Source organism: Achromobacter sp. FW305-C-13, assembly GCF_058783475.1.
In genome coordinates this window covers 525427-546528 of the sequence record NZ_JBYSYN010000001.1, presented here as the reverse complement: position 1 = coordinate 546528, position 21102 = coordinate 525427, and the positions used below count along the sequence as shown (strand labels likewise).

Genomic DNA, 21102 nt, shown 5'->3' with positions numbered 1-21102 from the left:
TCAACCCTGAACAATATCAAGCTTGGCGATGCCCAGCGCCAAGGTCTTGGCGCCGACGTCGCGGAACTGGATCTCTGCCTGCGCGTCTTGTCCTGCGCCGCTCAAGCCAATAATCGTGCCGTCGCCAAACCGCGCGTGACGCACGCCCTGACCCACACGATACTGCTTGTCGCCCACCGTGACACCGCTTGCCACGCCGCGCGGTTGACGCGGCGCAATGGTGTTGGTGGCCTTGCGTCCAAAAGCGTCGCCGCGGTTGCCCCCGCCCCAGCCAGCGCCCGTGCTGCTGACCGGCGCCAGGCCGGCCTTGGGCGACAGCCACTTCAGGTGCTCTTCGGGAATCTCGTCCAGGAAGCGCGAGCGCATGGCGTAGCGCGTCTGGCCATGCAGCATCCGGCTTTGGGCCAGGCTGATGTACAGGCGCTGCCGCGCGCGGGTGATCGCCACATACATCAGGCGGCGCTCTTCTTCCAGCCCGGACTGTTCCAGGATGCTGTTCTCGTGCGGGAACAGCCCCTCTTCCAGGCCGGTAATGAAGACCGCGTCGAATTCCAGGCCCTTGGCCGCGTGCACCGTCATCAGTTGCACGGCGTCCTGGCCTTGCTGGGCCTGGTTGTCGCCGGCTTCCAGCGCTGCGTGCGACAGGAACCCTGCCAGCGGCGTCAGGCCGTCGGAGGCCACGATGGGCGCGTCGACCACGCCCGGCATCAGCGTCGACGAGGTGGCCTGCTCAGGCACCACACCGGCGGGCATGCCGTCGTAGTTCTCTTCGGAAGCGAACACAGCCGCGGCCGTGATCAGTTCGTTCAAGTTTTCCAGGCGTTCGGCGCCTTCGCGTTCGGCCTTGTAATGGGCGTTCAGGCCGCTGGCCTCAAGCATGTGCTCGACCATTTCCGGCAACGGCAGATCGCGCGTTTCTTCGATCAGGCGATGAATCAGCTGCGCGAATTGGGCCAGGTTGGACCCGCCCTTGCCACCCACCAACGCCACCGCCGCATACAGGCTGGTGTCGTGCGCGCGTGCCGCGTCGGCCAGTTGTTCCAGCGTACGCGCGCCAATGCCGCGCGTCGGGAAATTGACGACCCGCATCCACGACGTGTCGTCGTTGGGGTTGGCCATCAGCCGCAGGTACGCCAGCGCGTGCTTGATTTCCTGGCGCTCGAAAAAGCGCAGGCCGCCGTAGACCTTGTAGGGAATGCCGGCCGAGAAGATGGCGTGCTCCAGCACGCGCGATTGCGCGTTGCTGCGATACAGCACGGCGATCTCGCGGCGCAGGCTGCCGTCATGGATCAGCGAACGGATTTCGTCCACGATCCATTGGGCTTCCATGCCGTCGGAAGGCTGCTCGATGACACGCACCGGTTCACCTTCGCCCTGGTCGGTCCACAGGTTCTTGCCGAGGCGGCCGTTGTTATGGCCGATCAGCGCATTGGCGGAATCCAGGATGTGGCCGAACGAACGGTAATTCTGTTCCAGCCGGATCACGGTGCCATGCGCGTAGTCGCGTTCGAAGTCGGACATGTTGCCGACATTGGCGCCGCGGAAGGCATAGATGGACTGGTCATCGTCGCCCACGGCGAAGATGGCCGCGCCGCCGCCTGCCAACAGGCGCAGCCACTTGTACTGCAGCGTGTTGGTGTCCTGGAACTCGTCGACCAGGATGTGGCGGAAACGGCGTTGGTAGTGTTCGCGAACCGGCGCGTTGCGCGACAGCAGTTCGTAGGCACGCAGCAGCAGCTCAGCGAAGTCGACCACGCCTTCGCGCTGGCACTGGGCTTCGTAAAGCTGGTAGATCTCGATCAGGCGGCGGCGATGGGCGTCATAGGCTTCGACGTCCTGCGGACGCAGGCCTTCTTCCTTGGCGCCGTTGATGAAACGCTGCACATCGCGCGGTGGGTACTTTTCGTCGTCGACGCCATTGGCCTTCATCAGGCGCTTGATGGCGGCAAGCTGATCAGTGACGTCCAGGATCTGGAAGCTTTGCGGCAAGCCGGCATCGCGGTGATGCGCGCGCAGCATGCGATTGCACAAGCCGTGGAACGTCCCGATCCAGAGACCGCGGGTGTCGATCGGCAAGATCGCCGACATGCGCGCCAACATTTCGCGGGCGGCCTTGTTGGTGAACGTGACCGCCAGAAGCCCAAAAGGCGAAGCCTGGCCGGTTTGAATCAGCCAGGCCATGCGGGTAGTGAGTACCCGGGTCTTCCCGCTGCCCGCCCCGGCCAAGACCAGGGCGTGCTGCGGTTCTAACGTTACTGCGGCGCGTTGTTCAGGGTTGAGCTTCTCTAGCATCATGCCGCGTAGCGGCGCAGATGTTGAGCAAACTGCTCGAGCCCGGCGATGCCGCTTTGCTGGGCGCGCTGGCACCAGGCCTGCAAGTCATGAAGGAGCTGTTCGCTGCTGGCGCTGGAGCTTTCCCAGATGCGGCCGAGTTCGCGGCGCATTTGCACCAGGGTCGCGAGCGACTTGTTCTGGGCGATGGCCTTGTCCACGGCGGCAAGCTGTTCCGGCTGGAGGATGTCCTCGTTGCGGTGGATGGCGCGGCGCACTTGATGCAGCTTGGTATAGCCGCATTCGGCGTTGCCTTCCTGGCGCGAGGCCTTCAACTTGCTCAGTTCTTCGCGGGCAGCGCTCTTGATCACGTCCGCATAGCGGGCCATGACTTCGTAGCGGTGCGTGATCACGCCTTGCAGCGTACGCAGGTCGATGCCCGTGCGGGTGTCATCCAGCTTCAGCTTGGGCGCAACCTTCTTGATCTTGGCCAGGCCGAAGAACTTCAGGATGTTGATGTAGCACCAGCCGATGTCGAATTCGTACCACTTGGCCGAGAACTTGGCCGACGTGCCGTGGGCGTGGTGGTTGTTGTGCAGTTCTTCGCCGCCAATCACGATGCCCCACGGGAACACGTTGGTGCTGGTGTCCGGGCTGTTGTAGTTGCGGTAGCCCCAGTAGTGGCCGATGCCGTTGACGACGCCAGCCGCCCAGAAGGGAATCCAGGCCATTTGCACAGCCCACACCGTCACGCCGATGGCGCCGAACAGGGCGACGTCGATGGCCAGCATGGACAGCACGCCCCACAAGCTGTGCTTGCTGTAGACGTTGCGTTCGAGCCAGTCGTCAGGCGTGCCGTGGCCGAACTTGGCCATGGTTTCATTGTTGTTCGATTCTTCGCGATACAGCTCCGCACCGCGGAATAGCACCTTCCAGATGCCGAACAGCATGGGCGAGTGAGGATCGCCTTCCTTTTCGCACTTGGCGTGATGCTTGCGGTGAATGGCGACCCATTCCTTGGTGACCATGCCGGTCGTCATCCAGAGCCAGAAACGGAAGAAGTGCATGACAGCCGGATGCAAATCCAGACCGCGGTGCGCTTGGCTGCGATGGAGAAAAACCGTGACCGCAACAATCGTGATGTGCGTCACGACAAGGGTGAATACGACGACCTGCCACCAAGTGGCTTGGGTCAGACCGCCGGCAATGAAGGAGAGGATGTAATCCATAAAGCTGTTATGAGCCTCGCTTGAGAAGTGCCTGAAGTTTAGCTTACCTTTGTCTTCTTATGACAAGGGAGTTTCAAAATAGTTTTTGAGCGAAATCAAGGACTAAGCCCCGGTTTTAGAGCACAAAAGCCCTCTCTCGCGGCCATTTCGGGCAATCGCGAGGCCGAGCCTTGCGGACATCCGGCGCGTGGGGCCGGCTACCCCATGAAAGTGGGGGGTATTCGCAATGGCACTAGGTTTTGGCTACATTTCGCTACTAAAGTTCCTGTCAGCAAGGGAATTTCGTCTTGAGGACGCCACGTTCCCGGCGCACACTCGCCGCCCTTACCCCTGACCAAATTGTCTCTTTTGCCCCACTGATGTTGCCGAAAACAATCCGACCCTATTTATTTGCGACCCTGTCGACGCTGGCCATTGCGTTCGCCGCGCCCGCCCCCGCCCAGACGATGAAGTCGGGCGACGTCGTCGTACTAGCCTCGTATTACGAGATCCGCGGGTCGGATTGCCTGGCGCTGCGGGCGCCGCGCGTGCAGATCACGCAGAGCCCGAAGCTGGGCAAGGCCAGCATCATGCAGACGCGTGGCCAGTCCAGCGATTCGGGGCGTTGCGCCTATCGGCCGGTGGCGGTCTCGCAGGTGGTCTACCAGGCGGACCAGCCGGGCGCCGACACGCTGGCCTGGGAAGTGAAATACCAGAACAAGACGCTGGGCACCCGCCGATTCAGCGCGACAGTCGGCGTCACGCCGGCTCCCTGAGCCGGCGCGAACCGATCGCGCATCAGGCCGGCTTGTCTTCCTTGGCCGCGTCGGCCTCGGGGACGGCGTCAGCCAGGGTTTCGGCTTCGGATTCGCCCGCGGGGGTCGTCTCGGCCGTGTCGGCAGCAGATGCTTCGGCCTTGACCGGCGCGTCCGCGTCCTCGGCCCCGTCCAGGGCCAAATCAACATCGGCGTCCAGATCGGCGTCGGCGTCCGCCGCGTCGGCGGCTTCGGCCGTTGTGCCGGCTGCGCCCTTCTTTTTGCGCTCGAACACTGCAGCAAAGAAGCCGTCGGTGCCGTGCACGTCAGGGCGCAGCTGGACGTACGGACCTTCCAGCTTCAGCGTTTCGCAACGCGCGGCCAGGATCTCGGCGGCGTCCAGGCGCTCGAATTCGGGGTGGCTGGCCAGGAAACGCTCGGCCTGCACCTCGTTTTCTTCCGCCAGCAGGCTGCACGTGGCATACACCAGGCGGCCGCCGGGCGCCACGCAACGCGCGGCGCTGTTCAGGATGCGTTCCTGCAACCGGCCCAATTCGGCCAGCGCCTCGGGGTGCTGGCGCCATTTCAGGTCGGGGTTGCGGCGCAAGGTACCGATGCCGCTGCAAGGCGCATCGACTAGCACGCGCTGGGCCTTGCCGGCCAGGCGCTTCACGCGGGCGTCGTTCTCGCTGTCGATCACGACAGGCACCACGTTGGACAGGCCGCTACGCGCAAAGCGTGGCTTGGCGCGGGCCAGGCGCGCGGCCGACACGTCGAAGGCGTACAGGCGGCCGGTGGAGCGCATCAGCGCGCCCAGCAGCAGCGTCTTGCCGCCGGCGCCGGCGCAGAAGTCGATGATCATTTCGCCGCGGCGCGGTGCGACCAGCAGGGCCAGCAATTGGCTGCCTTCGTCCTGCACTTCGATGCTGCCGTTTTCGAACTGCGGCCAGCGGTTGATGGCCGGACGGCCTTCCATGCGGATGCCCCACGGCGAAAACGGCATGGCCACGGGTTCGTAGCGGCCGGCGCTCTGCTGCAGTTCCGTCAACATGGCGTCGCGCTCGGCCTTGAGCGGGTTGACGCGCAAATCCAGGCTGGCTTGGCGGTTCAGCGCTTCGACCAGGGTTTCCGGGCTATCCATCTGGCTCAGGCGTTCGTCCAGCCAGTCGGGGATACTGCCGCGCACCGCGCGGGGCAAGGTCGCCAGATCGATCTGCGACACGCGCTTGAGCCATTCGGCTTCGGCGGCGTCCATGCCCTCTTCCAGCGCTTCGGCGCCCAGCGTGGCGTTCAGGCCCAGGATGGCCAGACGGCGCGAGGCCGGGCCCACGCCGCTTTCACCGAACTGGCGGTAGCGGCGCAGATGGCGCAGCACGTCATAGACGGCTTCGGCGACTTCGGAACGGTCGCGCGCGCCCAGGTTGGGATGGTGGCGCAGCCAGTGCGACAGCGCGGAATCGGCCGGATAGGTCCATTGCAGGATTTCGCCCAGGACACGCTGCACCTGATCGATGCGGATGGCCGCATAGGATTGGCGCGGACGGTTGAATTGCGGCTTTTGCGGGGCCTGCTCGCGATGGCCGTGCGAGGCGTCATCACCGCGCGGCGCATCATAAGACGGCCGGTTCTGGCCTTCGCGGCGCTCGGAACCATACGACGTCCGTTCGCCGCCACGGCTGTCGCCACGCGGGCCATTGCCGTACGACGGACGCGAATCCGGACGGCCGGAGCCTTCGCGGCGATCCGAACCGTAGGAAGTACGCTCGCCGCCACGGCTGTCGCCGCGCGGGCCGTTGCCGTACGACGGGCGCGAATCCGGACGGCCGGAGCCTTCGCGGCGGTCCGAACCGTAGGCAGCGCGTTCACCGCCACGGCCGTCACCACGCGGACCATTGCCGTACGACGGACGCGAATCCGGACGGCCGGAGCCTTCGCGGCGATCCGAACCATAAGAGGCGCGTTCGCCGCCACGGCTGTCGCCGCGCGGGCCTTTGCCGTAGGACGGACGCGAGTCCGGACGGCCCTGGCCTTCACGGCGGTCCGAACCGTAGGGAGCACGTTCGCCGCCACGGCTGTCGCCACGCGGGCCGTTGCCGTACGACGGACGCGAGTCCGGGCGGCCCTGGCCTTCACGGCGGTCCGAACTGTAGGAGCCCCGTTCCCCGCCCCGGCTATCGCCACGCGGGCCGTTGCCACGGTTCTCGCCACGCGGTGCGTCGTAGGACGGACGCGGCGTGGGCCGGCCTTGGCCTTCCCGGCGTTCGCCGCCGAAGGCGCCGCGTTCGCCACGGTTTTCACCGCGGTTCTCGCCGCGCGGCGCGTCGAACGACGGGCGCGGGGCCGGACGGCCGGCATCCCGGCTGGGACGCTCGTCGCGCCCGCGATCGCTGCGCTCGCGCTGAGGCGCCTCGCGGGCATCGCCCTTGGGACGCGAGAAAAAGGACCGACCGTCGCGCCCTTCGGAGGCTGCCCTCGGGGTGCCTGCCGGACGAGAACGCGGAGATTGGGGTTTAGTCATGGTGTGTTCCAGTGGGGCGGAGGAGTTCCGCCCGATAAAAGCGATTCAGTGCGATTCGGGGCCGATCAAGCGGCCGGCGACCAGGTGAACAAGCGCGCGGGATCGCCCTGCACGTCCACCCGGTGGTCATTTGTCAGCGTAACCCGGCCTTCGGCCAGCCAGCGCACGGCAGCCGGAAAAGCCTGATGTTCCACTGCCAGCACGCGATTAGCCAGCAGTTCCGGCGTATCGCCGGCCAGGACCGGCACGCAGCCCTGGGCGATGATGGGGCCGTGGTCCAGCACCGGTGTCACGAAATGCACCGTGCAGCCGTGTACGCGCACTCCCGTCGCCAGGGCTTGGGCATGGGTGTGCAGCCCAGGAAACGCCGGCAGCAGCGAGGGGTGGATATTGACCAGCCGGCCGGCATAGTGGTTGACGAAGCCCGGGGTCAGGACGCGCATGAAACCCGCCAGGATGACGTAGTCGGGCGCGTAGCGGTCGATTTCAGCGGCCAGGGCGGCGTCAAACGCTTCGCGGCTGGCGTAGTCCTTATGGTACAGGGCTGCCGTGGGGATGCCCTGGGCGGCGGCCCATTCCAGGCCGCCGGCATCCGGCCGGCTGGCGATGACGGCGGCGATTTCGGCCGGCCAGCCCTCGTCGCGGCACGCTTCGGCCAGCGCCTGCATGTTGCTGCCCCGCCCCGAGATCAGGATGACGAGGCGGCGTTTAGAAAATTGTGTTTCCGGCAAGATAGAAGAATCCAAATATTTAGCCCCCAGGGCGCCCGGCAGGGGCGCCTTGCTTGTCGCAAAAGGGCTTGTCCGCCGCCATTGCGCACCCCGGAAATACCGGTCGCGCAGAAATGGTTGGGGGGATTAGAACAAACCCGGAATCCAAAATTGTAAACTCTCGCTCGTGAAACCATCGCTGCGCATCTACCGATCCCTGCCTCCGCCCGACCGGCGCGCCCCTTGCGCGCTGACGATCGGCAATTTCGACGGCGTCCATCGCGGGCACCAGGCCATGCTGGCGCGCGTCTGCCAAGTCGCTCGCGAGCGCGGCCTGACGCCCGCCGTCATGACCTTCGAGCCGCATCCGCGGGAGTATTTCGCCACCCTGAACCAACGCCCCGAACTGGCGCCCACCCGGATATCCGGACTGCGCGACAAGCTGGCGGCGCTGGCGCGCTACGGCGTGTCCCAGGTCGTGGTGGAACGCTTCAACGCCCGGCTGGCCGAAATGTCGGCCAACGCCTTCATCGAGAACCTGCTGGTGCAGGGGCTGCAAGCCAAATGGCTGCTGGTGGGCGAGGATTTCCGCTTCGGCCACAAGCGCAGCGGCGATATCGACCTGCTGCGCGAAGCCGGCATGCGCCATGGTTTCGAGGTGCAGACGCTGGCCGACGTGACCGATCAGCAAGGCCACCGGATTTCCAGTTCCGAGGTCCGCACGGCGTTGGCCGTAGGCGACCTGGACCGCGCCCGCCATCTGCTGGGCCACCCGTACCACATCAGCGGCCACGTGATCCATGGCCAGAAGCTGGGCCGCACCCTGGGCTTTCCCACGATGAACCTGCGCGTGGCCGAACGTTGCGCCGCCCGCTCGGGCATCTATGTGGTGCAGGTCTATGGCCTGGCCGAGCGCCCGCTGCCTGCGGTTGCCAGCCTGGGCGTGCGCCCGACGGTCGAAGACCGCGGCCGCGTGCTGCTTGAGTCGCACCTGCTGGACGACACGGTCAACGCTTACGGTAAACTCGTACGCGTCGAATTCCTGCACAAGCTGCGGGACGAAGAAAAATTTCCTGATCTCCCTTCCCTGACTGCCGCCATCGCCGAAGACGCGCGAAACGCGCGCGCCTATTTTGCCGTTCATGGACTATAAAAAGACCCTCAACCTGCCCGATACCCCCTTCCCCATGCGGGGCGACCTTGCCAAGCGCGAGCCCGCCTGGATTTCGCAGTGGGAGGAAAACCACGTCTACCAGGCGATCCGTGCGGCCAGCCGCGGCCGGCCCCGTTTCGTGCTGCACGACGGTCCGCCCTACGCGAACGGCGACATCCACATCGGCCACGCGGTCAACAAGATCCTGAAGGACATCATCGTCAAGAGCCGCAACATGGCCGGCTATGACGCGCATTACGTGCCAGGCTGGGACTGCCACGGCATGCCGATCGAAATCCAGATCGAAAAGAAGTACGGCAAGCACCTGCCCGTGGCGGAAGTGCAGTCGAAGGCCCGCGCCTACGCGCTGGAGCAGATCGACCGCCAGCGCAAGGACTTCAAGCGCCTGGGCGTGCTGGGCGGCTGGGACCGTCCGTACATGACGATGAACTTCAGCAATGAAGCCGACGAAATCCGCGCGCTGGGACGCATCCTGGACAAGGGTTACGTGTTCCGCGGCTTGAAGCCCGTGAACTGGTGTTTCGACTGTGGCTCGGCCCTGGCCGAAGCCGAAGTGGAATACGCCGACCGCGTCGACCCGGCCGTGGACGTCGCCTTCCCGTTTGCCGAACCGGCCAAGCTGGCCAAGGCTTTCGGCCTGGAGTCGGTGGAAGACGGCGCCATCGTGATCTGGACGACCACGCCCTGGACCATCCCGTCCAACCAGGCGCTGAACGTGCATCCGGAAATCGAATACGCGCTGGTGCGGGTGTCCCCGGCGCCCAAGTTCGGCCCCCTGCTGCTGGTCGCGAAAGACCGCGTCGAAGCCTGCCTGAAATCCTGGAACCTGGAAGGCGAAATCATCGCCACGGCACCGGGCGAAGCGCTGTCGGGCATCGAATTCCGTCATCCGCTGGCGCAGTTCAATGCCGCGTACGATCGTCGCTCGCCTATCTACCTGGGCGACTACGTCACGGCCGACTCGGGCACGGGCGTGGTGCACTCGGCGCCTGCCTACGGTATTGAAGACTTCGTGTCGTGCAAGGCGCACGGCATGAAGGACACCGATTTCATCAGCCCGGTCATGGGCGACGGCAAGTACGTGGACAGCCTGGCGCTGTTCGGCGGCCTGTCCATCTGGGACGCCAACCCCAAGATCGTCGAAGCGCTGACCGAAGCCGGCGCGCTGATGCACGTCGAAAAGCACAAGCACAGCTACATGCACTGCTGGCGCCACAAGACGCCGATCATCTACCGCGCCACCAGCCAATGGTTTGCCGGCATGGACGTGGCCCCCAAGGATGGCGGTCCGACCCTGCGCGAATCGGCACTGGCCGGCATCGACGCCACGGCCTTCTACCCGGCCTGGGGCCGCGCCCGCCTGCACGCCATGATCGCCAATCGTCCGGACTGGACCCTGTCGCGCCAGCGCCAGTGGGGCGTGCCGATGGCCTTCTTCGTGCACAAAGAAACCGGCGAACTGCACCCGCGCACGTCCGAATTGCTGGAACAGGTGGCGCAGCGCGTCGAGCAAGGCGGCATCGAAGCCTGGCAAGCCATTGAACCCAGCGACCTGCTGGGCGACGAAGCCGGCCAGTACGAAAAGAACCGCGACACGCTGGACGTCTGGTTCGATTCGGGCAGCACGCACGCCACGGTGCTGGGCGGCAAGGATGGCGAATTCGCCGGCTCGCACGGTGCTGAACTGGGTTGGCCCGCCGACCTGTACCTGGAAGGCTCGGACCAGCATCGTGGCTGGTTCCATTCTTCGCTCCTGACCGGCTGCATGCTGTACGGCCAGCCGCCCTACAAGGCGCTGCTGACGCACGGCTTCGTGGTGGATGGCCAGGGCCGCAAGATGAGCAAGTCGGTGGGCAACGTGATCGCCCCGCAAAAGGTGTCGGACTCGCTGGGCGCGGAAATCCTGCGCCTGTGGGTGGCTTCCACCGATTACTCGGGCGAACTCTCCATTTCGGACGAGATCTTGAAGCGCGTGGTGGAAGGCTATCGCCGCATCCGCAACACGCTGCGCTTCCTGCTGGCCAACGTGGCCGACTTCGACGCGGTGTCGCAATCGGTGCCGTACGGCGAGCTCTTCGAGATCGACCGCTACGCGCTGGCCATGACGGCGCAGATGCAGTCCGAAGTGCAGGCCAACTACGAACGCTATGACTTCCACCCGGCCGTCTCGCGCTTGCAGACGTTCTGCTCGGAAGACCTGGGCGCGTTCTACCTGGACATCCTGAAAGACCGCCTGTACACGTCGGCCCCCGGCAGCGTGGCGCGCCGCTCGGCGCAGACGGCGCTGCTGGACATCACGCAGACGCTGCTGAAGCTGATGGCGCCGATTCTGTCCTTCACGGCTGAAGAGGCCTGGAAGGAACTGGTCGGGTCCGCACTGAAGCACCAGGCCGACGCGGCCCGCACGACGATCTTCACCGAGGTCTACCACGCGCTGCCGCCGTTTGCCGATGCGGACGCGCTGACCGCCAAGTGGGCGCGCCTGCGCGCCATCCGCGCCGACGTCCAGCGCAAGCTGGAAGAAGTGCGCACGGCGGGCGACATCGGTTCGTCGCTGCAAGCGGAAGTCGATCTCTACGCCAATGGCGACGACCAGCAACTGCTGGCCAGCCTGGGCGACGACCTGCGCTTCGTGCTGATCGTCTCGCGCGCCACCGTGCACGCGGGCGAAGGCGAGACCCGCATCGAGGTGACGCCGTCAACGCACAAGAAGTGCGAACGCTGCTGGCACTGGCGCCTGGACGTGGGCCAGGACGCTGACCACCCCGAGATCTGCGGCCGCTGCGTGTCCAACCTGTTCGGCTCGGGCGAAGCCCGCGACAAGGCTTGAACATGGCCCGCCCCTCCGATCCGGGAGTGACGGGCACGGCCCCCACCCGCGCCGCGCCGGCGCGCGTGGGCGGCTGGCTGGCGCTGGCGCTGCTGATCATTGTGCTGGACCAGTTGACCAAGGTGTACTTCAATACCTCGTTCCAGTACGGCGAACGGGTCAACGTGCTGCCGGTCTTCGATTTCACGCTGCTGTTCAACCGGGGGGCCGCATTCAGCTTCCTGGCATCCGAAGAAGGCTGGCAACGCTGGCTGTTCACTGCCCTGGGCATCGTGGCGGCAGTGGTCATCACGATCATCCTGCGCCGCACGCATGGGCAGCCCCGGTTCAGCCTGGCGCTGACGCTGATCCTGGGCGGGGCCATCGGCAACGTCATCGACCGCGTGGTGTATGGCCACGTGGTGGACTTTCTGCTGTTCTATTGGAAAGACTCCTACTTCCCCGCCTTCAACCTGGCGGACGTGGGAATCAGCTGCGGCGCCGTGCTGCTGGTGCTGGACGAACTGCTCCGCAGCCGCAAGAAACCGCAAGCCTGACGACCGCCGCCGGGGCGCAACGCCCCGGCCGCCCCTCCCCCGGGGCTGGGTTTTGCCCTATTTGATCCCCCCTGAATGCATCGCGAACGGCGCAATGCCGCAATGCAGAATAAAATCACCCTCCATTCCTCGTTTTCACGGCGCTGAACCCGCCGCCACGCCCTCATGCTCGATCTCGCCCGCAAACGCATCGTCCTCGGTCTGACCGGGGGCATCGCCTGCTACAAAATCGCCGAGCTGGTGCGGCGCATGACCGAACAAGGCGCCACGGTCGACGTGGTGATGACCGAGGCGGCCACGCACTTCATTACCCCCGTCACCATGCAAGCCCTGTCGGGCCGCCCGGTGTTCGTGGACGCCTGGGATGCGCGCGTGCCCAACAACATGGCGCACATCGATCTGACGCGCGGCGCGGACGCCGTGCTGATCGCCCCCGCCAGCGCCGACTTCATGGCGAAGCTGGCCCATGGCATGGCCGATGACCTGCTGTCCACGCTGTGCCTGGCGCGCGCCTGTCCGCTTCTGGTGGCGCCCGCGATGAACCGCGAGATGTGGGCCAACCCGGCCACGCAGCGCAACGTCGAACAATTGCGCGCCGACGGCATCAGCGTCCTGGGCCCCTCGGCCGGCGAACAGGCTTGCGGCGAAACGGGCGACGGCCGCATGCTGGAAGCGCATGAGCTGTTGACCGACCTGATCGCCTTCTTCCAACCCAAGCTGCTGGCCGGCCGCCACGTGCTGCTGACCGCAGGCCCCACGTCCGAACCGGTGGACCCCGTGCGCGTGCTGAGCAACCGCTCGTCGGGCAAGACCGGCTACGCGCTGGCCCGCGCGGCCCGCGAAGCCGGCGCCCGCGTCACGCTGATCACCGGCGCCACCTTCCTGCCCGTGCCGCGCGGCGTCACCGCGCTGTCGGTCATGACCGCGCGCCAGATGCACGACGCCGTGATGGCCAGCGCCGCCGACGCCGATATCTTCATCGCGGTGGCTGCCGTGGCGGATTGGCGCGTGAAGAACGTCAGCACGCAGAAGCTGAAGAAGACCAGCGAAGGCGGCGGCGCGCCGCTGATGGAATTCGAACCCAATCCGGACATCCTGGCCGAAGTGGCCAAGCTGGAAAACGGCCCATGGTGCGTGGGATTTGCCGCTGAAACCGAAAAGCTTGCGGAACACGCCGAAGCCAAGCGCGCCCGCAAGGGCATCCCGCTGCTGGTGGGCAACCTGGCGCATAAGGTCATGGACGCGGACACCACCGAACTGGTGCTGTTCGACGAGCAAGGCGCGCACCCCCTGCCCGCCGCCGACAAGCTGGACGCCGCACGCCGCCTGATCGCGGAAATCGCCGCAAGGTACCCGGCGTAGGATGGGTGAAGCGCGGGAGATTGGGGGTAAGAACTCTGCCGTCGAACGCGCGTAACCCATCAAGCAGCGGCCGCGTTGTGGCTGAACCGGCTTAGCAAGCCAGCGTTGTTTGATGGGTTACGCGCGCTCCAGACGTGGGTTCTTGCCCCCGATCTCCCGCGCTTCACCCATCCTACGAAGGGGCACACGCACTGCACCGGCCACAAGATGGCATAGCGTCGAGGGTGACTCGGCAAGCGCCGGGTGTCATCCTCTCACCCCCCTACCGCTTACTGCTCCAGGCTGATATTCGCGGCCTTCACGATATCGGCCCACTGCTTGCGGTCGTTTTCCAGGAACTGGCTGGTCTTCTCGGGCGTCATGTCCGTTACCGGCTCCGAGCCCAGGCCCGCCATCTTCTCGATCACACCAGGCTGCTTGAGCACGTCTTGCAGCGCGGCGTAGTAGGCCGCCAGCACGTCGGCGGGCAGGCCTGCCGGCGCGAACACGCCCTGCCACGTCGGCATGTCGAAACCCTTCAGGCCCTGTTCGTCCAACGTCGGCACGTTGGGCAGTTGGGGCGCGCGCTTGATCGATGCGACCGCGATGGCCTTGACCTTGCCTTGCGAGGCCAGGGGCGCCGCGGTCGAGATGTTGTCCATCGTCATCGCGATGTGGCCGCCCAACAGGTCGGTGATGACCGGCGCGGCGCCGCGATAGGCGGCGTGCGGGACTTTCACGCCCATCTTGTACAGCATGGTTTCGGCGATCAGGTGGTTGGAAATGCCCACGCCCGCCGTGCCGTAGGTGGCGGTCGGCGTCTTCTGGAAATAATCCTTGAGCTCGGCCAGGTTGTTGGCGGGCACGTCCTTGTTCACGATCACCACGTTCGGCTGGACCGCAGCCAGCGTGATGGGGGTGAAGTCCGCGGGCTTGTAGTTGGTGCCTTTCGGGTTCAGCACGTGGGTGATGGCCATGGAACCGGCCGCCGCAATGCCAATGGTGTAGCCGTCGGCGGGCGATTGCGACAGGCGGAACGCCATGATGTTGCCGCCGGCGCCAGCCAGGTTTTCGACGACGACCGTCTGGCCCAGCCGCTGCGACAGCGGTTCGGCCAGCAGGCGCGCCAGCGTGTCGGCCGAGCCGCCGGGCGCAAAGCCCACCAGCAGCCGCACGGGTTTTGTGGGTTTCCACGCATCGGCGGCGACCGCCGTAGAGGCGGCCGTCAGGGCGGTGATGGCGAACAAGGCGCCAAGGGCGCGGTGCAGGGTAAGGCTGAACATGAAAGGACACTCCGAACGATAAATTGACGAAGACAGCTTCGTCTCCCCTCGCCGCTCATCCGGCACGGCGGCAGACAACGGATCCGCAACCGCGCATCGGCCAGCGTTGGCGGCGTTATTCCAATAGTTGCGACAGCGCCTGCGCGACCAGGCGGTTCGACAGCAGCACCGGGCGGCCGGACGCCTGCGCGACGGCCTGGCGCATGCGCTCCGCGTAGCCCATGCAATGCATGACGATCAGGTCGCATGACGCCAGCGCCTGGCCCGCTTGCGCGAAATTGCGGGCGGCCTGGCCGGCATCGGCTTCATAGGGCGAGGCGTGCACGACCTGCGTTTCGCAGGACAGCGGCACGGCCATGTGAAAGAAGTCGACCTGTTCGGCCAGCGGCACCACCAGCCCCACCTTGCGGCAGTGCTGCGACAAGCCCGCGACCAGATGGTCGACGACCTGCTGCGGCTCGACGACCAGCGTGCGCATCGGCGCGATGGCGGTGCCGGTGCACAGCGGCACCAACACGTCGTAGCCGGCGCCATCCGCCTGCTGCATGACCGCTGCCAGCCGGGCTTCGGCAGCGGCGGCATCCAGCTGGATCTGGGCGCCATCGCGCAAGCGCGTGGCGAAACGGTATTCGCCGTCCCGCGGGGCCATTGCGGCCAACGCCGCAGCGTCCAGCCCATCGAGCGCGCCGAATTCATTGATCTGAACGGTCTCGCCCAGCTGCCGCGCCATCTCGGGCACGACATCGCTGCGCGGCGATTCACCGATGGTGAAGAAGGCCACCCGGCGCGAATGGGGCGCGCTCATGCTGCGCCGCCGTCGACACGACCGACGGTCTGCAGATGGGCCATCGAACCGTAGCGACCTTGCAAGACCGCCCATTCCGCGTCGTCGAAGAACGTCATCGTGCGCTGGCCGTACAGCTTGGCGATCTCGATGCAGAAACGCATCGCCACGTCGGCATCCACCGCGTTCGTGACGCCAGTCGCGCAACCGGGCACGGTGGTCTGCGCGGTCAGCGCCACGCCCACGACCGGCGCGTCCGTCACGATCGCTGGCTGCATCAGCGAATTCACATGCCACAGGCCGTTCTCGTACGGCGTGATGTCCTGCGTGGTCAGCGGCAGGGTCACGGGCAGCTCGCCACTGACCCAGCCCATCACGTCCAGCATCGTTTCCGGAATGCGCAGCAGGTAGCCCTGCTTGGCCACCGGCGTCAACGCCACGCCGCGCTTGTTGACCAGGCGATTGCCGCGCGTCGTGTCGACCGACAAGATGGCGTCCATGCGCGGATCGACTTCGTGCGACATCATTTCGCGCATCGGGAACGGCGAACGCATCATCGGCACGGGATGGTGCGGACGCGTGCCGGCGCGCGGGCAGATGTGCGTGCGGATGCGCACGGTGCCCGGCATGACGTCGCCCTGGCGAGCCATCGCCATCAGCTTGAGCGCCGCGGCAATCGCAACCACCGCGCCGTCGCTGTCCGACACCAGGCCTGTCACTGCCGGGCGGGCGCCGATGCCGCCCAAGCGGCCGACAATGCCCAGCTGCGGCGCGGTGTCATCCGCGCCGGGGATCACGATGGACAGAAAATCCGTGGCCGCGCCGTCGCGTTCAAGGCGGGTCACTTCCACCTCGCACTGGCCGGCATCGCGCAGCACCTGCGCCACGGCTTCGCCCGTGATGTGCGCGGACGACAGCAGCTCGATGGTATCGATCACCTGCTTCATGCGGGAATCTCCAGCGGGCCAGGACGGAACACGCGCGGCTCGGCGTGGCCCTGGAACAGCGGGGCATCATGCGGGCCGATCAACGAGACCATGTCGCCGCGCACGCGCAGCGCCGCGCCTTCGGGCAGGCCCAGCACGGGCATCGTCGGATTCAGCGTGCAGAACTCGGCCAGACGCTGGGCGCGCGTTTCGCCGCGGTGCCCCGGCGGGTGGGCGTTGGTGTAGTGCGGGTTGATCTGGAACGACAGCAGCCCCAGCGCGTCGAAACCTTCCGGATCGGTGATGGGCATGTCGTTGGTGGTGCAGATGCTGGGGCACGTCAGGTTGGAACCGGCGCTCCACCCCAGGTAGGCCGCACCGGCGCGCACGCGGCGCGCGACCACGTCCAGCAGGCCCTGGCGGCGCAGCTGGCCCAACAGATTGAAGGTGTTGCCGCCCCCGACGATGATGACCGCGGCGCTTTCCAGCGTGGCCACCGGGTCTTCGGCGCGGTGCAGGCCCTGGATGGCCAGGCCGGTGTCGGCCAGTGCCGACACGACCAGCGCGGTGTAGTCATCCCAGTCGCGCGTGACGCCGGCGAACGGCACGAACACGGCCGGCGCGCCTTGCGGCAGGGATTCGATCAATTCACGGATGTCCGGCATCGCGTGGACCAGGTAGCCGGCGTCGCTGCTGGAATTGCTGAGGAGCAAGAGGTTCATGGGGGAAGATTCCGTCAAGGGATGTTCTGGATGGCGCCCGCGAGGACGCATCGGGAAAGGGAGAAGTTCAGCTCAACCAGTAAGGGTCATTCAATTCGCGGCCTAGCGCGGCCACCTGCTGCAGCACGGATTCACGCAGGCGCGCCACGCGCGCCGCATCGGCCTGGAACGACACGAACGACAGGCACAGTCCGCGCAATTCGCCCGTTGCCGGGTCGCGCACGGCGGCCGCCACGGCACCAATGCCGGGCATGGCCTGATCAATGGCTACGCCGCAATGGTCTGCACGGGTCTGCGCGACCAGGCGGGCCAGGTCGCCGACCGTGGCGGGGCAGTCGCGCCCTTCCATCGGCAGGGGCTGGGCGGCATCCGTGCCATACAGGGCCTGGAATTCGGCATCGTTCAGGCGCGACAGCAGCGCGCGCCCCATGGCCGTGCCCGAGGCGTTGCGGCGCGAGCCGGGCGGCGACAGCACCTGCACGGGATGCGAACCGTTCAATCGTTGCAGCACCACGGTTTCACGCTGGTTAAGCGTGGAAAGATAGGCCGTCAGGCCGCTGTCGTCCGACAAGCGCGCCAGCACGGCGCGGCAAGCTTCATCCAGCGGCGTGGCAGCCATGCCGGCCCGCACGGCCTGGGCCAGCAACGCGCCGGGACGATAGCGGCGCGTGGCGGCGTCCTGGTCCAGCATGCCGTAGTGCTGCATCTGGTTCAGCAGGCGGGAGGCCGTGCTCTTGGGCATGGCCAGGCGCGCGGCCACGTCAGTGAAACTCAATTCCGCCGCGCCTTCCGCATACAACCCGAGGACGCGTTGGACCCCATCGAGAATACTCATGTTTGTTCCATAAATCGGAACTTAAGTTCCTTAATAGGGAACCAGAATAAAACAACGCGCGACGGGCAGTCAATACGGAGGCTCCCCCCTCAATTGATTAATTCATTTGAATGAATTAAATTGCGACCCTGTCTCAACCCTCCCCATCAGGACTTCGCCTTGCCTACCTTCCCTTCCCCCCTCACCCTCGCTGAACGCGACCGCCGCTGGCAACTTGCCCGCGAGGTGATGCATGCCGAGCGCTTGGAAGCCCTGATCGTGTATGGCGACCGGGAGGCCTGCGCGCCTGCCGGTTTTGCCCAGGACTGCTACTTCACCAATGACCGCCCCGGATCGATGGTGGTTTTCATCGGCGACGAAACGCCGCGGGTCTACACCTTTGCGTCGTTGATGGTGGCTGACCACCTGCAAGCGGCCCTACGCGGCGACCTGCAATGGATCGCGCCCGAACAGTTGTTCGTTGGCAAGACGGGCCGCGACGTCGGCGCCTGGCTGGCAAGCCGCGGGATGAACGGCACCCGGATCGGCATCATCGGGCTGGAACCCTATCCGCCCTTTTATTTCGACGGCGCCATGCCGGCCAGGACGCTTCAGGCATTGGAGGCAGCGATGCCCGACGCCGCATTCGTTCCGGTGTTCCGGGCCTTCTTCCAGCGCGCGTCCGTAAAAAGCGAAGAAGAACTTGGCTTGTTGCGTTACGCCGCACATATCGGCGAAGCCATGAGCGAAACCCTTAGGGCCACCGCCAAGCCGGGCGTCTCCGAGGCCGAATTAGTGGCGGCGGTGACGGCAACCTGCTTTTCGATGGGCGGCTATACGGCCGAAATACTGCTCGGGTCGGGCCCGGAATATGTCGGTTGGGGACCTGCGGCATGGCAATACCGCGCCCAGGCGCCCAGGGTGCTGCGCGAAGGGGATTTGATCCTGTCCGAGATCTTCGCCTTGTACGGCATGATGGAAACGCAACACCAGGCTGCCGTGGCGCTCGGCGAGGTGCATCCCGATATCCTGCGCGCGGCCGACATCGCCCGCGCAAGCTACGAGGCAGGCGTGCAGACATTGCGCGTTGGCCGCACGTTCGGCGATGTGGTGGACGCCATGGAAGCCCCGTTGCTGGCGGCAGGTGGCTGGCACGTCCATCCGCTGATCCACAGCATCAATCCTTACGGTCCTGTAGGATTCGGCACCGCACCGGGCATCGAATCGCTGCCCGAAGCCGCCCGCTATCCTGCGCTGAAGCGGCTGCCCACCGTGGGGCGCGACGTTCCGCTGCAAGAGGGCATGTGCTTTGCCTTCGAACCGAATTGCGCCTTCGGGCGGCACATGGCTAATATCGGCGGCACTGTGCTTGTCGGCGCCACGGCAGGGGTCGAACTGAACGACAACTCCACGCGGCTGATGCACGCCGATATCTAGCAAGGCACGAACGCCTGGAAATGACGACATCGATGCAAGATCTGGACACGCTCAACGCGCGCACCCGCGACACCCGGGACCGGCTTATCCGGGCCGGGCTTGCCCTATTCAGCCGCCAAGGGATCGACGGCGTGCGGACACGGCAACTGGTGGACGAAGCGGGCGTGAACCAGTCTGCCATCCCTTACCACTTCGGCGGCAAGGAAGGCGTGTACGCCGCCGTGCTGGAACAGGTGGCCGCGGGCATCGTCGACCGCCTGGATCTGCGGCAACCCGCGGCTGCCTCGGCCGACGCAGCCCGCGTCGCGCTCCGGTCGCTCATGCGGGACTTTGCCCGCACCCTGCTGGATTCCGAGGCATCGACAGCCGGCAGCCTGCTGCTGGCGCGCGAACAGCTCCGGCCGACAGAAAAATTCGATGCGCTCTACACGCGGCTGTTCCTGCCGCTGCATACGAACGTCGCGGATCTGGTGGCCGACATCCGGAAGGAGGACCGCGGCCGGCGGGATCAGGTGCTTCGTGCCCACGCGATCCTGGGCCAGGCGCTTGCGTTTGCGGTCGCGCGCGAGGCGCTGCTGCGTCGGCTTGGCGTGCCGGCCTTGTCTGAACAGGACGTCGCGGAGATTGCCGAGATGGTCGGCGACATGGCAATCGCTGCCTGCACCTGACCCGCACACGCCACGCGCCTACTTCGTCGACAGCACCGACCAATTCGCCAACGGCAAGGGCGGCTGCGCGTGCAGAATGCGAGCCAACACTAATTTCAATTCGGCCCACCCGCCCCGCTCGCTGGGCCAACTGGATGGCGTGACCGGCTTCCAGTTGCCGTCCACCGTGCGCTCGGCCATCTTGAAGCGGAAGGTATAGTGCCCCGCCATGCCCATGCGCAGGTCGGTCACCACCAGCGCGTCGCCGATCGCGTCGTAACGCAGCCAGTCATCCGTGAACCACCGCAGCCGCTGGAGCAAGGGCACGTCGGCCAGCGCCTGGCCCAGATCCAGGTTCAAGGGCTGGCGCAGCCATTCCGGCTGGCCGCGGTCAAACAGGCTGCTGACTGATTCGTAGTAGTCGCCGTCCGCCGTCTTGGCGATCACGCGCCACAACAGGGTATTGAACGGCATCGACACGGCGCGCAATTCCGTGACGGCGATGCCCTGCTGCCGCATCGCGTCCCGCACGCGCTCTTCGGCCACCATGCGGCTGGCCAGGCCAAAGCCCAGGTAGGCCGTGCTGAAGATCAAGGCGGCCGCCAACAGCCGCCGCGCGCGGTCCGTCATGCCCACCGCGATGGCGAATACCACGCCCGCCAGCAGCGGCACCGTATAGACCGGGTCGATGATGAAGATGGCCGACCAACTTTCGGGAATGGTCGCCAATGGCCAGAAAAGCTGCGTGCCGTAGACCGTGAACGCGTCCAGCACCGGATGCGTCACCAGCACCAGCCATAAGGTCAGGAACAGCCTTCGCCCCCCATACGGCGCCTGCGGCCAATATTTGCGTATCAGCCAGGTCAGCAAGAGCGCCAGGCCGGTCAGCACGAACACCGAATGGGAAAATCCCCGGTGATAGGTCATGAGCGAAACCGGGTCCGGATAGCGCATCAGCACGTCCAGGTCCGGCACCGTGGCCAGCGCGGCGCCGTAGATCAGCGCCCGGCGCCCCTGAAAGCGCCCCAGCATGACGCCCTGTATGCCCGCGCCCAGCACGGCTTGTGTCACTGAATCCATAGTTCCTCAATGCGTCGCATCATTCAGATAGCCTAGATAACATTTGGCCACCAAAGCAGGCGTTAA

The 21102-nt window shown here is 65.9% G+C and carries 17 protein-coding genes; 7 read left to right on the top strand and 10 right to left on the bottom strand.

The genetic code is table 11. From position 1 onward, the window contains the following. Both AC3WMU_RS02545 and AC3WMU_RS02540 read right to left on the bottom strand, forming a co-directional pair. Nucleotides 1–2295, bottom strand: a complete 2295-nt coding sequence (locus tag AC3WMU_RS02545; protein WP_006227934.1) for a UvrD-helicase domain-containing protein — start codon at nt 2293–2295, stop codon at nt 1–3. Further along, nucleotides 2292–3500: a DesA family fatty acid desaturase gene (locus AC3WMU_RS02540; RefSeq protein WP_006227933.1), complete on the bottom strand. Its 1209-nt coding sequence runs from the start codon at nt 3498–3500 to the stop codon at nt 2292–2294. Before AC3WMU_RS02540 ends, AC3WMU_RS02545 begins: the two co-directional genes overlap by 4 nt. A gap of 359 nt (nt 3501–3859) precedes the next feature. Here AC3WMU_RS02540 and AC3WMU_RS02535 point away from each other — a divergent pair, with 359 nt between their 5' ends. Further along, complete coding sequence (locus AC3WMU_RS02535; protein WP_492281758.1) at nt 3860–4255, top strand: hypothetical protein; 396 nt, start codon at nt 3860–3862, stop codon at nt 4253–4255. 22 nt (nt 4256–4277) lie between these two features. Here the strand turns inward: AC3WMU_RS02535 and AC3WMU_RS02530 are convergent, their stop codons facing one another. Continuing rightward, on the bottom strand, nt 4278–5738 hold the full coding sequence (locus AC3WMU_RS02530) for an RsmB/NOP family class I SAM-dependent RNA methyltransferase (protein WP_492282346.1): 1461 nt from the start codon (nt 5736–5738) through the stop codon (nt 4278–4280). Between the two features lie 1079 nt (nt 5739–6817). Next, entirely contained in the window at nt 6818–7483 is a 666-nt protein-coding gene (purN, locus tag AC3WMU_RS02525; protein WP_006227930.1) for a phosphoribosylglycinamide formyltransferase, read from the bottom strand. A gap of 166 nt (nt 7484–7649) precedes the next feature. Between purN and AC3WMU_RS02520 the strand changes: the two genes are divergently transcribed. The 4 genes from AC3WMU_RS02520 to coaBC all read left to right on the top strand — a co-directional run bounded on the left by AC3WMU_RS02520 (nt 7650) and on the right by coaBC (nt 13364). Next, complete coding sequence (locus AC3WMU_RS02520; RefSeq protein ID WP_006227929.1) at nt 7650–8615, top strand: bifunctional riboflavin kinase/FAD synthetase; 966 nt, start codon at nt 7650–7652, stop codon at nt 8613–8615. Continuing rightward, nucleotides 8605–11466 carry an isoleucine--tRNA ligase gene (gene ileS, locus AC3WMU_RS02515; protein ID WP_492281757.1) on the top strand — a complete coding sequence of 954 codons (2862 nt, stop codon included), beginning with the start codon at nt 8605–8607 and terminating at the stop codon, nt 11464–11466. The genes AC3WMU_RS02520 and ileS overlap by 11 nt, the downstream gene beginning before the upstream one ends. A gap of 2 nt (nt 11467–11468) precedes the next feature. Next, on the top strand, nt 11469–12002 hold the full coding sequence (gene lspA, locus AC3WMU_RS02510; RefSeq protein ID WP_052017968.1) for a signal peptidase II: 534 nt from the start codon (nt 11469–11471) through the stop codon (nt 12000–12002). 165 nt (nt 12003–12167) lie between these two features. After that, nucleotides 12168–13364 carry a bifunctional phosphopantothenoylcysteine decarboxylase/phosphopantothenate--cysteine ligase CoaBC gene (coaBC, locus tag AC3WMU_RS02505; protein ID WP_006227926.1) on the top strand — a complete coding sequence of 399 codons (1197 nt, stop codon included), beginning with the start codon at nt 12168–12170 and terminating at the stop codon, nt 13362–13364. 269 nt (nt 13365–13633) lie between these two features. Here the strand turns inward: coaBC and AC3WMU_RS02500 are convergent, their stop codons facing one another. From AC3WMU_RS02500 to AC3WMU_RS02480, 5 genes are all read right to left on the bottom strand, one after another. Continuing rightward, the gene (locus AC3WMU_RS02500) at nt 13634–14626 is read right to left on the bottom strand and encodes a Bug family tripartite tricarboxylate transporter substrate binding protein (RefSeq protein WP_492281756.1); all 993 of its coding nucleotides are present in this window, start codon (nt 14624–14626) and stop codon (nt 13634–13636) included. Between the two features lie 115 nt (nt 14627–14741). After that, nucleotides 14742–15431, bottom strand: coding sequence for an AroM family protein (locus AC3WMU_RS02495; RefSeq protein ID WP_492281755.1), 690 nt, complete (start codon nt 15429–15431; stop codon nt 14742–14744). Continuing rightward, nucleotides 15428–16357 carry a DUF1177 domain-containing protein gene (locus AC3WMU_RS02490; RefSeq protein WP_492281754.1) on the bottom strand — a complete coding sequence of 310 codons (930 nt, stop codon included), beginning with the start codon at nt 16355–16357 and terminating at the stop codon, nt 15428–15430. Before AC3WMU_RS02490 ends, AC3WMU_RS02495 begins: the two co-directional genes overlap by 4 nt. After that, complete coding sequence (gene pepE, locus AC3WMU_RS02485) at nt 16354–17058, bottom strand: dipeptidase PepE (protein WP_492281753.1); 705 nt, start codon at nt 17056–17058, stop codon at nt 16354–16356. Before pepE ends, AC3WMU_RS02490 begins: the two co-directional genes overlap by 4 nt. Nucleotides 17059–17125: 67 nt before the next feature. Then, the gene (locus AC3WMU_RS02480) at nt 17126–17893 is read right to left on the bottom strand and encodes an IclR family transcriptional regulator (protein WP_088590033.1); all 768 of its coding nucleotides are present in this window, start codon (nt 17891–17893) and stop codon (nt 17126–17128) included. A 159-nt stretch (nt 17894–18052) separates the two neighbouring features. On the opposite strand from AC3WMU_RS02480, the gene AC3WMU_RS02475 reads away from it, so the two are divergent. After that, entirely contained in the window at nt 18053–19309 is a 1257-nt protein-coding gene (locus AC3WMU_RS02475) for a M24 family metallopeptidase (protein ID WP_492281752.1), read from the top strand. 32 nt (nt 19310–19341) lie between these two features. Next, on the top strand, nt 19342–19977 hold the full coding sequence (locus AC3WMU_RS02470; RefSeq protein ID WP_492281751.1) for a CerR family C-terminal domain-containing protein: 636 nt from the start codon (nt 19342–19344) through the stop codon (nt 19975–19977). An 18-nt stretch (nt 19978–19995) separates the two neighbouring features. On the opposite strand, the gene AC3WMU_RS02465 is transcribed toward AC3WMU_RS02470, so the two are convergent. Beyond that, nucleotides 19996–21036, bottom strand: coding sequence for a metal-dependent hydrolase (locus tag AC3WMU_RS02465; RefSeq protein ID WP_492281750.1), 1041 nt, complete (start codon nt 21034–21036; stop codon nt 19996–19998). Between the last annotated feature and the right edge of the window lie 66 nt (nt 21037–21102).